The organism is Streptomyces sp. NPDC013317, assembly GCF_055563155.1.
This window is the reverse complement of sequence record NZ_JBVHDX010000001.1, coordinates 783,098-797,034: the sequence shown is the minus strand read 5'-3', so window position 1 is coordinate 797,034 and position 13,937 is coordinate 783,098. Positions and strand designations below refer to the sequence as shown.

13 protein-coding genes are annotated in these 13,937 nt (G+C 72.5%); 6 read left to right on the top strand and 7 right to left on the bottom strand.

Annotated features, from left to right (window positions below; all coding sequences use genetic code 11):
• Positions 1 to 63: 63 nt before the first annotated feature.
• The gene (locus ACZ3IJ_RS03395) at positions 64 to 882 is read right to left on the bottom strand and encodes a HEAT repeat domain-containing protein (RefSeq protein ID WP_467465974.1); all 819 of its coding nucleotides are present in this window, start codon (positions 880 to 882) and stop codon (positions 64 to 66) included.
• A gap of 129 nt (positions 883 to 1,011) precedes the next feature.
• Between ACZ3IJ_RS03395 and ACZ3IJ_RS03390 the strand changes: the two genes are divergently transcribed.
• From ACZ3IJ_RS03390 to ACZ3IJ_RS03380, 3 genes are all read left to right on the top strand, one after another.
• Positions 1,012 to 3,180 (top strand): FUSC family protein, encoded by a 2,169-nt coding sequence (locus ACZ3IJ_RS03390; protein WP_467465973.1) that lies wholly within the window; start codon positions 1,012 to 1,014, stop codon positions 3,178 to 3,180.
• Between the two features lie 70 nt (positions 3,181 to 3,250).
• Positions 3,251 to 3,784, top strand: coding sequence for an HAD domain-containing protein (locus ACZ3IJ_RS03385; protein ID WP_467465972.1), 534 nt, complete (start codon positions 3,251 to 3,253; stop codon positions 3,782 to 3,784).
• A 122-nt stretch (positions 3,785 to 3,906) separates the two neighbouring features.
• Positions 3,907 to 5,052 carry a PI-PLC domain-containing protein gene (locus ACZ3IJ_RS03380; protein WP_467465971.1) on the top strand — a complete coding sequence of 382 codons (1,146 nt, stop codon included), beginning with the start codon at positions 3,907 to 3,909 and terminating at the stop codon, positions 5,050 to 5,052.
• 72 nt (positions 5,053 to 5,124) lie between these two features.
• Here ACZ3IJ_RS03380 and ACZ3IJ_RS03375 read toward each other — a convergent pair whose 3' ends face one another.
• The gene (locus ACZ3IJ_RS03375; RefSeq protein ID WP_467465970.1) at positions 5,125 to 5,727 is read right to left on the bottom strand and encodes a TetR/AcrR family transcriptional regulator; all 603 of its coding nucleotides are present in this window, start codon (positions 5,725 to 5,727) and stop codon (positions 5,125 to 5,127) included.
• Positions 5,728 to 5,791: 64 nt separating this feature from the next.
• Here ACZ3IJ_RS03375 and ACZ3IJ_RS03370 point away from each other — a divergent pair, with 64 nt between their 5' ends.
• From ACZ3IJ_RS03370 to ACZ3IJ_RS03360, 3 genes are all read left to right on the top strand, one after another.
• Positions 5,792 to 6,220 (top strand): DUF1707 SHOCT-like domain-containing protein, encoded by a 429-nt coding sequence (locus tag ACZ3IJ_RS03370; RefSeq protein ID WP_467465969.1) that lies wholly within the window; start codon positions 5,792 to 5,794, stop codon positions 6,218 to 6,220.
• 310 nt (positions 6,221 to 6,530) lie between these two features.
• Positions 6,531 to 7,229 (top strand): hypothetical protein, encoded by a 699-nt coding sequence (locus ACZ3IJ_RS03365; RefSeq protein ID WP_467465968.1) that lies wholly within the window; start codon positions 6,531 to 6,533, stop codon positions 7,227 to 7,229.
• A gap of 85 nt (positions 7,230 to 7,314) precedes the next feature.
• A complete protein-coding gene (locus tag ACZ3IJ_RS03360) occupies positions 7,315 to 7,926 on the top strand; it encodes a class F sortase (RefSeq protein ID WP_467465967.1) in 612 nt (203 codons plus the stop codon).
• A gap of 25 nt (positions 7,927 to 7,951) precedes the next feature.
• Here the strand turns inward: ACZ3IJ_RS03360 and ACZ3IJ_RS03355 are convergent, their stop codons facing one another.
• The 5 genes from ACZ3IJ_RS03355 to ACZ3IJ_RS03335 form a co-directional block, all read right to left on the bottom strand.
• Positions 7,952 to 8,524 carry a dihydrofolate reductase family protein gene (locus ACZ3IJ_RS03355; protein ID WP_467465966.1) on the bottom strand — a complete coding sequence of 191 codons (573 nt, stop codon included), beginning with the start codon at positions 8,522 to 8,524 and terminating at the stop codon, positions 7,952 to 7,954.
• Between the two features lie 155 nt (positions 8,525 to 8,679).
• Positions 8,680 to 9,096: a universal stress protein gene (locus ACZ3IJ_RS03350; protein WP_467465965.1), complete on the bottom strand. Its 417-nt coding sequence runs from the start codon at positions 9,094 to 9,096 to the stop codon at positions 8,680 to 8,682.
• 1 nt (position 9,097) lies between these two features.
• A complete protein-coding gene (locus ACZ3IJ_RS03345; RefSeq protein WP_467465964.1) occupies positions 9,098 to 10,621 on the bottom strand; it encodes an APC family permease in 1,524 nt (507 codons plus the stop codon).
• 102 nt (positions 10,622 to 10,723) lie between these two features.
• A complete protein-coding gene (locus ACZ3IJ_RS03340) occupies positions 10,724 to 11,944 on the bottom strand; it encodes a saccharopine dehydrogenase family protein (protein WP_467465963.1) in 1,221 nt (406 codons plus the stop codon).
• A gap of 164 nt (positions 11,945 to 12,108) precedes the next feature.
• Complete coding sequence (locus ACZ3IJ_RS03335) at positions 12,109 to 13,815, bottom strand: PP2C family protein-serine/threonine phosphatase (RefSeq protein ID WP_467465962.1); 1,707 nt, start codon at positions 13,813 to 13,815, stop codon at positions 12,109 to 12,111.
• Positions 13,816 to 13,937 lie beyond the last annotated feature (122 nt).

Here is a 13,937-nt window from a genome sequence, read left to right as displayed (position 1 = left end):
GTCTCGGGAGGCCTCGGGCCGCCCAGCACACGTCAGGCACCGCGAGGCCTCGGGTCGTGGCTGTCAGGCGTCCTCGTGCTCACCCGGCTCCCGCACCGCCTGCACCGCGTCCCGGACGTCGTCCCGGGGGTCGTCCGCCATGGCGTTCAGCAGCTCGCCGACGCCCGGGGTGGACCAGCCGGCGACCGCCCACACCAGGTCCTCCCGCACGCCGTGGTCGGGGTGGGCGGCGAGGTGGGTCAGTCGGTCGAGCGGGCCCCGTCGGCGCATGCCGAACCAGTGGAGCACCTCCCGCAGCACGACCGGGTCCCCCGGCTCCCCCGCCGCCGCGATCCTGGCGAGCAGCACGCGGACCGGTGGCGGCGGGCCGTCCAGCGGGTGCGGCAACCGTTCGCGCAGCCGCCGCGCACCGTACCCTCCGCGCACCCGGCAGCCGAAGCAGGTGCAGGGCCGCGTGCCGTGGGCGTCCGGCCGGTACCGCCAGCCCGCCACCTGCGGCGCGGTGCGCATGCGGTGCACCTCGCGCGGCCGGATCGCCCGGGGCACGAACACCTCCCACCCGCGCGGATCGTCCAGTTCCGCGATCCGCCGCACCGCCTGGGCGGCGGGGAGGGTGGACTGGGTGTTGCGCGCCCGGTCGGCGTAGTGCCCGACCAGCACGTCCTCGTCGTCGTCCAGCCGTACGTGGACGGCCACGAGCCCGCCCCTGCTGCCGAAGCGGGCCAGCTCACGGAGCCACTGATGGGTGAGGGCGTAGGAGGGCAGCACCGGGAAGCAGTAGACACCGCGCGCGTCACCCTGTCCGTGGCTCACCGCCCGGATTCCGGACCGCCTGATGCGCGGCGCGTTCGCCGCGGACGTCACGTGCACGAACATCGCCATGACCTGGCATGTTAGGCGACCGCTCACGGACCCGGGGCGGCAGCGGTCGGGTGCGGGCGCGGCCGCGGAACCCGCCCGGTGCGCCGCGCGCCGCGTGCCGGGCGCGCCGGGGCGGGTGATGCTGGTGGTATGGGTGGCGTTCCCAGACTGCGGCTGCCGACCGCCTACGCGGCGACGGCGCGGCGGTCCGTGCGGGTCACGCTCGCCGCGAGCGCCGGCTTCTACCTGTTCCTGTACGGCTTCGACTCCTCCGTCGCCGCCACGTACGCGCTCTTCGCCGCCGTCTCGATGGCCGGTCTGTCGCACATCCCCGGCACCGGCCGGCAGCGGGCCAGGGTCCTGATCCCGGTGGTGCCCGCCTGCTGGGTGCTGATCACGATCGGCACGTACCTCTCCGTGCGGACGTGGAGCGCCGCCGTCGGGATGCTGGTCATCGGTTTCGTGCTCGCCTTCACCGCGGTGGGCGGTCCCCGGCCGGCGGGCGCCGCGCCGGGGCTGCAGCTGATGTACATCCTGCCGTCCTTCCCGCCCTACGACCCCGGTTCGCTCGGCGAGCGGCTGGTGGGCGCGACGGTGGGTCTCGCTCTGCTGATCCTCGCCGAGGCGTTCCTGCTGCCCGATCACCCGAAGACCGTCCCGTACCCGGAGCGCGCCGCCCGGGCCGCCGACTGCGCGGAGCGCTTCGCCGACGCGCTGTCCTCGCCCCCGTACGCGCTGTCCGACACGACCGTGCGCACGGCGCGGCCGCTGAGCAAGGATCTGCGGTCCTCGCAGGTTCCGGAGGCCGACCGGCCGGCGGGGCCGAGCGTACGGGACCGGGCCCTGGCCCACACCGGGCTCGCGGCGCGCACGCTGCTGGCCCGGCTGGCGCTGTTGCCGCCGCTGTCCGGCGGCCCCACCGCGCCGGGCGCCGGGCTCGACGTGCTGCGCGCGGTCCGGGACAGCTCGCGGGAGACGGCCGACCGTCTGCGCGGCCGTCAGGCCGGGACGGCCGCACACGCCGAGCTGTGGCGGGTGCGGCAGGCCCTGGCCGCGGGCCCGCCGGACGGAGCCGCCGTGCCCGTCGTGTTGCGCCGCCATGCGGCGGCCCTCGAGGTGGCGGACGCCGCGCTGGCGATGTCCACCGCCGCGGACATCGCCGTACGGGGCCGGGCGGGCGCGGTGACCGCGGCGCCCGGGCGGTTCTGGTACGCGCGGATGCGGGCGCCCGAGCTGTGGTGGCGGCGGCTGTCGGGACACCTGGGGCAACGGTCCGTGTTCTTCCAGAACGCGGTACGCATCAGCCTGGCGCTGGCGGCGGCCCGGGCGATCGCCGGCATCGACACCCTCCCGCACGGCTTCTGGCTGCTTCTCGCCACGCTCAGTCTCACCCGCACGACGGCTCGGGGGACACGGTCCACCGTGCGGGTGGCGCTCATCGGGACCTTGGCCGGAGCGCTCGTCGCCGCGACGCTGCTGGCGCTCGTCGGGACGGACATCGAGGTGTACGCGGCCGTGCTGCCCCCGCTGATGCTGGTCACCTTCACCGTGGGGCCGGTGAGGGGAGTGGGGTGGTCGCAGGCGATGTTCACCGTCGTCGTCGCCCTGGTCTTCGCGCAGCTGGCGCCCGCCACCTGGCGGCTCGCGGAGTTCCGGCTCCTGGACGTGATGGCCGGCAGCGCGATCGGCGCCGTGTTCGGGCTGCTCGCCTGGCCCCGGGGCGCCCATGACGAGCTGCGGCGCGCGGCGGCGGCGCTGCTGCGCCACGCCGCGGAGACGGCGGTGGACACGACGGCCCAGGTCGCGGCGGGCGGGACGCGCGTACCGCTGCTGACCGCTCCGGGACACAGGTCGCTGCAGCACGCGCTGATCATGGCGGAGTCGGCGTACGCGCAGTACCAGAGCGAGCCGAAGGGACTGGGGGTGCCGTCCGGCCGGTACGACTGGCAGGCCACGCTCATGGCCGGCCATCACACGCTGTGGGGCGCCGACCGGATGCTCGTACCACCCGAACCGGTCGAGGTGCCGCCCCTGGAACGGGGTCCGACCGAGGCGGTCACCCGGATCGGCGACCGGGTGGCGGCGGGCATGCTCCTGGTCTCCGCCCGGCTGGATCCGACCGGTGACACCCCGGACACCACGGTGCCGCTGCGCGCCCGGACGTTCGACGACTTCTCGGCCGAACCGCCCGGCGCGCCGTGGCAGTTCTACGCGGCCGTGTCGTGGCTGGACGCGCTGGTGACGGACCTGGAGCGGATCACCGGCGAGCTCGGGGCACGCAAGGACGCCGAGAGCGCCGGCACACCGCCGGAACCGTGACGGCTCACCCGGTCCTCGCGGCCGGATCCACCGCACGAGGCGTGCGCGGTGGGAGGAATACGGTGGTGTCGTGACCGGCCCCGGACAACCCCTGCTCTTCCTCGACGTCGACGGACCGCTCATTCCCTTCGGCGGGCCGCCGCCGGCGTGTCCGGCGTACGAGGACGGTCCCGCGCAGCGGGAGACCGGGGCCAACCCGCTGCTGGCCAGGATCGATCCCTCGCACGGGCCCCGGCTGGCGGCGCTGCCGTGCACGCTGGTGTGGGCCACGACCTGGATGGACGATGCGAACGACGCCGTCGCGCCACGTCTGGGCCTGCCCCCGCTGCCTGTGGTGGAGTGGCCGGAGCCGTCGGTGGAGGACGAGCGCGACGAGCGGAACGGTCTGCACTGGAAGACCCGTGCTCTGGTCCACTGGGCGGCGGGGCGCCCGTTCGTCTGGGTCGACGACGAGATCGGCGACCGCGATCGTGCGTGGGTCGCCGCGCAGCATCAGGGTGATGCGCTGCTGCATCGGGTGGATGCACGGCGGGGGCTCACCGACGCCGATTTCGCCGTCCTGGACGGGTGGTTGGGGCGGAGGCGCGCACTCGGCGCCGTCTGACCCGGACGGGGTGGCTCGGCATACGTACCCGCCCCCGGGTCGCGGCTCGTCGCACGTCGGATATCGGCCGTGCCGGTCCGCTGGGGGGGCTAATCCACGGCCTTCACGCTACCCTCCGGCGCATGATTGGCATGAGCATGCTGCGGATGGGAGCCCCTTGGCGCTCCCCGAACACCGCACCGACACCGGGCCGTTCGGCCGTCCACGCCGCGCCCCCGCGAAGAACCGGGCGCTACTCCTTCGTACTCCTCCTCCTGTTGACCCTCCTGGGCACCCCGACCCTCGCCACCGCCTCGGCCCCCACCGCCCCTCCGGCCATGTCGGCCGCATCGGCCTCCTCGGTCCCGGCGGCCGCCCCCTCCGCCGGGGCCACCCCGGCCGACGCCCGCTGGAGCGACCGCCGGCTGGACGAGGTCTCCTTCCTGACCACCCACAACGCGTTCACCAACTACCAGGACTCCCGATGGAGTTCGGTGAACCAGTCCGAGTCCGTGCGCGCCCAGCTGGACAACGGCGTCCGCGGTCTGAGCCTGGACACGCACTGGTACGAGCGCAGCACCTGGCTCTGCGTCATCAGCTTCGGCAGCGACTGCTACCCCAGCGACGTGTATCTGTGCCACGGCGACTGCAAGACCTTCGCCGGAGCGACCTACGCCCTGCCCCGGCAGTCCTTCCACGGCACGATGCAGACCGTGGTGGACTTCCTCGTGGCGCACCCCCAGGAGGTCGTGACCGTCTTCCTGGAGGACTATGTCAGCGCCGACCAGTTGCGGAACTCCCTCAGCAGGGTCCGGGGGCTGCCCGAGCTGCTGTTCCGGCCCGACGCGTGGAACGTGCGCCAACAGGGCTGGCCCAAGGTGGCCGACCTGGTCACGGCCGGAAAGCGGCTGCTGATCTTCTCCGACCGCCCCGACCGTGAGCACCTGGGCGTCATGTACGACCGGTCGTGGACGGTCAGCAACTACTGGAGCCTCGGCGACATGGGCAACGACCTGGCGTGCGTCACCCGCTGGCCCGACGTCCCGCTGGACCGTCAGGAGCCGGGTTTCCGGAGGCTGTTCACGATGAGCCACCACCGCAACGTGCCCACGGTCCTCACGGCGGCCCTCGACAACGGCGCCAAGCTGAGGAACCGGATCGCCGAGCAGTGCCGGCCCGCGGCCGGTGGCCGCGACCCGAACTTCGTCTCCGTCGACTTCCACCGGCTGTCGGACAACAGCGGCCACAACCCCGCCTCGATCGTGGCGGAACTCAACGCGCGCCGCTGAGGCCCGCCCGGCTCCGATCCGGTGAGCCGCCCGACCGCCCGCCCGCCGGGCGGCTCACCGCCCGGCGCGGGATCACCGACTGTCCGACCGGGATCGCCCGGCCCACGGCTCGTCCGGTGTCAGGGCGTCGAGTGCGTGGTCCAGAGCCCCGAGGAGTGCGGCCTGTTCGGCGGGCGCGTAGAGCATCCGCAGTGCGATTCCGTCGCTGAGCGCGATCACCGCGTCGGCGGTGGCTCCGGCACCGGGGCAGCCGACGCCGTCCAGCCATGCCGCCAGGACCTGCCTGACGTCGTGGTCGACCTGGCGTCGGATCGCGGCCAGGCGGGGGTGATGGGCGGCCTGCACGGCGAAGGCGAGCTGTGCGGCGGCCTCGGCGCGGCGCTCCTCGTCCAGCGGGAGCGTGGTGAGGATCAGCTCGCGCAACGCCCGGCGCGGCGGAAGACCGGTGTCCACGAGCGCCATGCGCTCCTCGACACGCTCACCGGCGAGCTCGGCGGCGAAGACCAGCATCTCCTCCTTGGAGTTGAAGTACTTCTGCACCGCCCCGGCGGACCGGCCGCTGGCCGCGGCCACGGTGCGCACGCTGACCTGGTCCAGGCCGCGCTCGGCCGCGAGGCGCAGCAGCGCGGCGCCGATCTGCCGGCGCTGTTCCGGTCGGTCGACCGTCTTCGGCATGGCCACCTTCCCTCTTTGAGATACAGTCGTATTCTAACGATGGCGACGACGAACGGGGAAGACGATGGAAGACGACCACGGCAAACCCGCCGCACCCGCGGTGCGCGTCTCGGACGCCGACCGCGACCGGGCCCTCGGCATCCTGGCCGCGGCGCTGGCCGAAGGCCGGCTCGACGCGCCGGAACACGCGAGCAGGGCCCAGGCGGCCCTGCGGGCACGCACCGCCGACGACCTCGGCCCCCTCACCGCCGACCTGCCGGCTCCGAGCCCGACCCGGGCCGAGAGGGACCGCAAGGACATGGCGGAGTGGCTCGCGGAGTGGCGGTACTGGCTCGGCGGGCTGGTGATCATGTCGGCCGTGTGGGGCGTCCGCTGCCTGCACCAGGGGGAGTTGACGTACTACTGGCCGGCCGCCCCGCTGGGAGTGTGGGCTGCCGTCCTCCTCGCCGTGGCGGTCTGGCCCCGCCGCGGTGACGAGAACGGCACGCGCTGACCGCGCCGGGCGGGACCGCGGGGCCGGTGGGACGTGCGACACGCCGGGGCATCGCGCGCTCGGTGGGCCGGGGACGGCGGCTCGGCGAGCTCGATACCGGCGGCCGACAGGCCTCCTAGCTGCACGTTTCCCGGCGGTGGGCCATCCCGGCACCGGGAGTCGACCGGTCGGGGCCGCGGGCGGGGCTATCGGCCAGGCAGGTGGTTGCGCGTGTCGGCACGGACCGCCTACCGCGTTTCGGAAGATCTTTGGATTCTGATGGGCGGCGGTCGATAAGTACGACAATCACCCCGGCTTCAAGGAGTTCAGCATGATCCTGTCCACTCCCCTGCGCCTGCGGAGCATCCGCACGGGTACCACGGTGGCCGCACTCGTCGCCGCCGCCGGAGCCACCCTGGTAGGCGCGCCCGCCGCGCACGCGGCTCCCGGAGACAGCGGCGACCTCAACATCCGCTCGGCCGGGTGGCACTCGCGAGGCCAGGACGGAGTCGAGGTCTGTGCGTTCACTCTCGTCGCAAGCAACTTCGAGTCCTTCCCCGCGGTCCCATGGACGATCACCGCGCAGCCGCCGACGGTTCCGCCCGGCGACACCCTGGTCAGCACGCTGCCGCTCGTCAACGGCGCGGCGGTGAGCGAGCGGTACCTGCTCCCCGAGGGCACCTACCAGCTGGTGTGGACGGTCCCGGCGGGCACGAAGAACAGGACCTTCAAGGTCGACTGCGCCACGCGCGCCGGTGACCAGGGCCCGAACCGGCCGTCGGCCGAGCGTCCCAGCAGCCGTCCCAGCAACGGCCCGGCGCAGGAGATCGACCCCGGGACCACGTACCGCGAGCCGTCCGGTGCGGTGCCCGCGGGTGCCGGCGGTGTTCCGGACCTGGAGAACCTCAGCGCCGCCGAGAGCGAGTCCGGCGTCGGGACGGCGGCTGCGGTGACGGCCGGCGTGGCCGGGCTCGCCGCGCTGGTCCTGGTCCGCCGATCCGCCCGGCGCCGTGCCCGCAACGAGGCATAGCTCGCCCCGCCCACGGCCCCGGCCCCACCGACGGCCCCGGAGGCGTGGACCGAGCCGCGCCTGCCGACTCACGATCACGCTGTCCGTGACGTTCACGCTGCTGACCGGCATCGTGTCGGCCTGTTCGGGACCGTCCGAGGAAACCGGACCGGTGGTCGCCGCCGTCCCCGCAGATGATGCGGCGGGCGGCGGCGCCACGCCGGTCCGACCGGCCGCGCACGCACCCCAGGTGCGCTCGCGGCCGGTCAAGGTCGCCGTCCCGGCCATCTTCATCGAGGCCGCGGTCACCCCGCTCGGCCTCGACAAGAAGGGGCAGCTCGGCGCTCCGTCGCTGAGCGCGCCCATGACGGTGGGCTGGCACCGGCACGGCCCGTCGCCCGGGGATGCGGGAACGGCCGTGCTGGTGGGGCACCGTGACACCGCCACCGGCCCGGCGATCTTCCTCAATCTCAAGATGCTGCGGCGCGGCGACGCGGTGAAGGTCACCCGGGCGGACCGACGCGTCGCGGTCTTCACGGTCGACGAGGTGAAGACGTACACCAAGGACAAGTTCCCCAACAGCAAGGTGTACGGGCACGTCGGCCGTCCGGAGCTCCGGCTCATCACCTGTGGCGGGCGTTTCGACAAGAAGCACGGCTACTCGGCCAACGTCGTCGTGTTCGCCCACCTGACCTCCCTGAAGAAACAGGGAGCCTGAGCGGGGCCGCAGGCGGCGCGCCCGGTCAGCGGACGACGTCGAACACGTTCTTCTGCAGGCCGTTGGCGTACACCTCGTGCTCGACGAGCTTCAGCTTCTGGGCGTCCTTGTCCGTGGCGCTGAAGAGGCGCTTGCCCGCGCCGAGCAGGAGCGGGAAGACGAGCAGGTGGTAGCGGTCGATCAGGCCGGCGTCGGAAAGAGCCTGGTTGAGGGACGCGCTGCCATGAACGATGATCGGGCCGCCCTCGGTCTCCTTGAGCGCGGCGACGTCGTCGAGCGTGCGCAGGATCGTGGTGTCGCCCCAGTTCGTGACGAGGTCGTCCTCGGTGAGCGTGGTGGAGACGACGTACTTCGGCATCACCTTGTAGTCGGCGAACTCCGCCATGCCGGGCCACACCGCACTGAAGGCCTCGTAGCTGGTCCGGCCCAGCATCATCGCCGCGGCCTCCTTCTGTTCACGACCCTTGATCTCATACGCCTCGGGGACGAAGTCGATGTCCTTGAAGGTCCAACCGGAGTTCCGGTAGCCGGGCTCGCCGCCCGGGGCCTCGACGACGCCGTCGAGCGAGATGAAGGCGGTGCTGATCAGAGTACGCATGATGGTTTCCTCGGTATCTCGTCGGCTTCGCGGCGGGCTCGTTCGTCACCAGCCATGATCTATGACCGTGGATCACGCCGGAACTCATCGGGCGCATCCGTACGGAGTCCGGGCCGCCTTCGCCTCGCGTGCCCGCCGCCTTCGACGCCCGGTGCTCACTCCTCCGGCGGGACGCAGAGCACCGGGACGGTCGACATGTGCAGCAGTTTGTGGGGCGTCGAGCCCAGGAGGGCGCCGCGCATGGGGCTTTCGCCCCAGCTGCCCACCACGATCACGCGTGCCCCATGGCGGTTCGCCGCGTCGATCAGGGCCGGGGCGGGTTTGTCGTCGATCACCTCGACCGTGGTCGGGACACCCGCGCGGTCGGCCTCCGTGACCGCGTGTTCCAGACCGATCCGGCCGGCCTGGCGGACCGCCTCGCGGTGGGACGCGGTCTCCTCGCCCGTGGGGCCGGGGGCCGCCGCGCCGTAGACCAGAACGAGACGCTCGTCGAAGGCGGCGGCCACCTCGACCGCGATGCGCAGGGCACGGGCGGCGCCGGGGGATTCGTCGTAACCCAGGACGACCGACATCTCAGGTCTCCTTGCCCGGGGCGGCGTGCCCGGATCCGTGGCCGTGGACCAGCTCGGGGTCCGCGACGCCGGGGCGCTCCCGCCAGTACGCGGGCGCCCGCAGACGCCATACCAGCATGATGATCACACCGACGACGGCGATGCCGATCCCGATGACGAGCGGTGGTCCGAGGCCGAACCACGACGTGCCGCTGTAGGAGTTCTCCGGGTCCGACATGTCCATCACGGACTTCACCAGGAGCCAGGTCAGCAGCCCGGCGCCCACCAGCGGGCCCAGGCCGATGAGCAGGAAGTTGTGGACGCTCTCGAAGAGATGGCGGCGGTAGTAGACCGCACAGGCCAGCCCCGTCAGCGCGTAGTAGAAGGCGATGAGCAGGGAGAGCGCGGTGAGCGAGTCGAAGAGCGCGTTCTCGCTGATCTGGCTCACCACGAGATACCAGGCGATGGCGATCCCTGCGACCCACCACGTGCTCACGTCAGGGGTGCGGAAGCGCGGGTTGATGTGCCGGAAGTGTGCGGGCAGCGCCTGACGGCGCGCCATGGAGAGCGCGGTACGCGAGGCCGGGATGATCGTCGTCTGGGTGGAGGCGATGGCGGAGGTGGAGACGGCGAGGAGCAGGATCCAGTCCCAGCCGCCCATCACGTCCCCGGCGAGCTGGGCGAAGATGAACTCCTCCTCGCCGGCGTTCTCGGCCAGGAAGGTCGGCCCGGCGTAGGCCACGACCGCGAAGCCGACGGACACGTACGTCACGAGCAGGATCACGGTCGACCAGAGTCCGGCCTTCCCCGGGGCGGTCGCGGAGTCCTCGACCTCCTCGGTGAGGTTGACCGCCGACTCCCAGCCCCAGTAGATGAAGACGCCCAGGAGCAGGCCTCCGCTCAGCGCGGCGCCGCCGGCGCCGAACGGATTCAGCCAGCTGAACTGGGGATCGATCGCGGGGTACTTGCTCGTGCCCGCGTAGACGCTGTAGAGCGCCACCCCCACGAAGATCAGCAGACAGGCGACCTGGGCCAGGATGAGGACGTTCTGCACCTTGGCCGACAGTTCGGTGCCGATGACGCAGACGGCCGTCATCACCAGGATGAGGAGCACGGTGAGCAGTTGGCGTACGAAGGTGTTGTCCACCCAGCTGTCGAGTCCGAACGCGAGCAGGGCGAAGCTCACGGCGACGTCGGCGAGCGAGCCGACGACCAGGACGCCGGTCATCGCGATGGCCCAGCCGCCCAGCCAGCCGGCCCAGGGACCCATCGCGCGCGTGACCCAGGAGAAGGTCGTACCGCAGTCCTGGTCGACCTTGTTCAGGTAGTAGAACGCCGATGCGATCAGCAGCATCGGCACGAAGGACGCGAACATCACGCCCGGGGCGTAGATGCCGACCAGGGCGACGATCGGGCCGATGACGGCCGCGAGCGAGTACGCGGGTGATGTCGAGTTGAGCCCGATGACGAGCGCGTCGACGAAGCCGATCGCGTTGGCCTTCAGGCCCACGGGGCGCCCCGTGGGCGCTCCATCCTCAGCGGCCATGTTCCCTCGCTCCCGTCGAGCCAGACAGAACAGCGAGACCTACGCCTACATCGTAGGGAGGGTGGTCCGCCCCTGCATGCGCAGGAGCGGCCGGGCGGCCCGTCACTGCTCGCGCATGTGCCATGGCGACCCGTACTCCGTGAGTTGATCCAGGAAGGGCTGCGGCGGCAGTGCCTCGGGGCCGAGGACGCCCCTGCCCTGCCAGGCGCCGGAGGCGACGAGTTCGAGGGCGACGACGGGGTTGACGGCGGTCTGCCACACGACGGCCTGGGAGCCGTACTCGCGCATCGACCACTCGTTGTCGACCACGTGGTAGAGGTAGACCTCCCGGTGCCTGCCGTCCTTGGTCCCCTTGACCCAGGTGCCCGCGCAGGTCCTGCCGCGCATCCGGTCGCCGAGGGTCGCCGGGTCGGGCAGACAGGCGGCGACGACGTCACGCGGCGAAACGGCCACCCTGCCGTCCGCTCCGTTCACGGTCACCGGCTCCGTGCGGTCCAGTCCGAGTCTGTTGAGGGTGCGCAGGACACCGATGAACTCGTCGCCGAGACCGTACTTGAAGGTGACGCGGCGGGCCTTCAGCCATCTGGGGACCAGCAGCACCTCCTCGTGTTCGACGTTCACGCACTCCACCGGCCCGATGCCCTCGGGGAAGTCGAAGACCTCCGGCTCGCTGAAGGGCGTCGTGGTGAACCAGCCGCGGCCCTCCTCGTAGACGACGGGCGGGTTGAGGCACTCCTCGATCGTCGTCCAGATACTGAAGGACGGCGCGAAGTCGTAGCCCTCCACGGTGAGGTTCGCGCCGTCGCGGACGCCGATCTCCTCGATCTCGTCGAAGAGTTCGTCGGCCGCGTACCGGGCGAACACGTCCGCGAGGCCCGGCTCCACGCCCATGCCCACGAGCGCGAGCCGGCCGGCCGCCTCCCACTCGGCCGAACGGGCGAACTGCTCGTCGCCCAGCTTCACGCCGCACTCCTCGTACGGGCGCGCGGGGTGGGGCCGGGACAGGGACATGGCCATGTCGAGGTAGTGGGCGCGTTCGGCGAGCGCGGCCTCGAAGAGGGGCAGCACGAAGCGGGGATCGGTGGCGTTGAGCAGGACGTCGCAGCGGTGCTCGGTCAGGGCCGCGCGTACCGCGCCCGTGTCCGAGGCGTCGAGCCGGGCCGCCGTGAACCGCTGCTCGTCCGCCCCGAGGGCGGCGACGGCCGAATCCGCCCTGGCCGGGTCGTAGTCGGCGACGACGACGTGTTCGAAGAACGAGCGGCGGGCCGCGATCCTGGTGATCGCCGTGCCCACACCTCCCGCCCCCACCATGAGGATGCGCACCGTGCGGCACTCCTTCGTTCCGGCTCCACGCCGGGCGCGGCACGACCCGGGCTCTCCGATCATGCAGCGCCGTCCTCGATTCGGCGCGCGGACCGCGGCGTGGATCCCGCCGGCGGTGCGAGGTCGCCGTGGGCGGTGGACGACCCGATTCCGGGTACGGGCGCTCAGTCGACCCGGACCGCCAGCAGGCACGCGTCGTCCTCCTGGCCCGCGATCTCGGGGTCGGCCACCAGTGTGTCGACGAGCTGGGGTGGGTCCAGCGCGGCCGAGGCGGCCACGGCACGCTCCAGCCGGTCGATCCCGACGCTCACGTCCTCGTCCCGGCGCTCGACCATGCCGTCGGTGTACAGCACCAGCACGTCGCCCGAGCGCAGCGGGATCGACGAGGTCTCGTACGCGTACCCCGGCAACGCTCCGAGCAGCGGGCCGCGGTGGTCGGTCACGAGTGGCTCCACGCCGCCGTCGCGCAGGAGCAGCGGCGCGGGATGCCCGGCGTCGGCCCAGCGCAGGGTCTTGTCATGGTCGATGTGGCCGGCCACGACCGTGGCCGTCTGCCCGGCGGGATCACTGCACACCAGCTCGTTCAGCCAGGTCGTGATCTCGCCGGCGGAGGCGCCGGTCTGTGCCAGACCCGCCAGGGCGTGCCGCTGCTGCGCCATACGCGCCACGGCTTCCAGGCCGTGCCCCGAGGCGTCGCCGATCGCGACGAACACCCGGCCGTCCGGCAGCAGCCGGCACTTGTACCAGTCGCCGCCCACCGCCGCGTCGGACTCCGCCGGCCGGTAGGAGGCCGCCACCGTCAGGCCGACCGCCGCCAGCGCCTCCGGGACGGTGGGGAGAATCGCCTCGCGCAGCGCGTCCGCGACCTTCCGCTCCGCCTCCGTCCGGCGCCGCAGCCAGTCCGACTCCCGCTCCGTCTCGGCCAGTCTCCGTCGGCTGCGGATCTGCGGGGTGAGGTCGCGCGCCACGAGATTGACGGCCCACGGTCTGCCGTCCGTACCGGCGACCGGCCGCCCCAGAAGGTCGAGCGTGCGGACCTCGCCCAGCACGAGGAAGCGGATCCTCGTCCAGGCGGGCTCCTCGCCCGCGAGGACGGAGGTGAGGAATTCGGAGAACGCCGTCAGATCGTCCGGCAGCAGCGCGTCGCACAGCTGTTCAAGCGACCACGGCATGCGCACCTCGGCGTGGAAGATCCGGCTGAGCCCCTCCGACCAGGTCACCTTCCCCGAGAGCAGGTCCCAGTTGCCCCACCCCAGCGACGCCAGGTACTGCGCGTCGATCGTCAGCAGTTCCGCCTGGCTCTGCACGGGACGCCAGGTCGCGAGGATCTGTTCGCCGCAGCGGGCCGCGGAGTAGAGCAGCGGAGTCCGGTGGATCCGGCCGAGGCGCTCCTCCGTGTAGTCGACCACCCGCCCGTCCAGAGGCCTGCCGGTGTCCACCACGTCCGCGAGAGCGGTCAGCAGCCCGGAGTGGGCCGCGCCGGGGCGCGCCTCCAGGAACCGCTGTCCGACCAGATGGTCCGGGGGCTCCAGCCAGTCCGCCGACCGCACGCGGTTGCCGGCCACGATCCGGAAGTCCAGGACGCTGTCCAGCTCGTCCCACACGGGTTCGAGCAGCACGGCCGACGCGGGGATCGCCGGGAGCACCGTACAGACTCCGCTGCCGCCGGGCTCATGCGTACTGCACAGACACCGTGGGGCCCCGTCCGCGCCGACGTGGGGCGGCAGCAGGGCCAGAGTCTGCACGGGTGAGGCCAGCTCTCTGGCGGCCGGGCCGCGCAGCTGGCTCCCGGTGGTACGGCGCACCGCCCCGCGCAGGGAGGAGATCTCCCGTTCGATCATGCTCTTGAGGGCATCGACACTGTCGGGCAAGGGAAAACTCATCGTTCGCCTCCGCGAACCGCATGACGTGCCGCGCACCCCGAGTCCGGCGACACATCGCTCGTCTCCACCGACCACTCGCCTCGCGGGCGACCGGTGCCGGGAACGCGCTC

What these genes read in the sequence shown, in the direction of transcription:
- ACZ3IJ_RS03395 (WP_467465974.1), bottom strand. Translation starts at nt 882, where the DNA reads ATGGCGATGTTCGTGCACGTGACGTCCGCGGCGAACGCGCCGCGCATC.
- ACZ3IJ_RS03390 (WP_467465973.1), top strand. Translation starts at nt 1,012, where the DNA reads ATGGGTGGCGTTCCCAGACTGCGGCTGCCGACCGCCTACGCGGCGACG.
- ACZ3IJ_RS03380 (WP_467465971.1), top strand. Translation starts at nt 3,907, where the DNA reads ATGATTGGCATGAGCATGCTGCGGATGGGAGCCCCTTGGCGCTCCCCG.
- ACZ3IJ_RS03375 (WP_467465970.1), bottom strand. Translation starts at nt 5,727, where the DNA reads ATGCCGAAGACGGTCGACCGACCGGAACAGCGCCGGCAGATCGGCGCC.
- ACZ3IJ_RS03370 (WP_467465969.1), top strand. Translation starts at nt 5,792, where the DNA reads ATGGAAGACGACCACGGCAAACCCGCCGCACCCGCGGTGCGCGTCTCG.
- ACZ3IJ_RS03365 (WP_467465968.1), top strand. Translation starts at nt 6,531, where the DNA reads ATGATCCTGTCCACTCCCCTGCGCCTGCGGAGCATCCGCACGGGTACC.
- ACZ3IJ_RS03355 (WP_467465966.1), bottom strand. Translation starts at nt 8,524, where the DNA reads ATGCGTACTCTGATCAGCACCGCCTTCATCTCGCTCGACGGCGTCGTC.
- ACZ3IJ_RS03350 (WP_467465965.1), bottom strand. Translation starts at nt 9,096, where the DNA reads ATGTCGGTCGTCCTGGGTTACGACGAATCCCCCGGCGCCGCCCGTGCC.
- ACZ3IJ_RS03345 (WP_467465964.1), bottom strand. Translation starts at nt 10,621, where the DNA reads ATGGCCGCTGAGGATGGAGCGCCCACGGGGCGCCCCGTGGGCCTGAAG.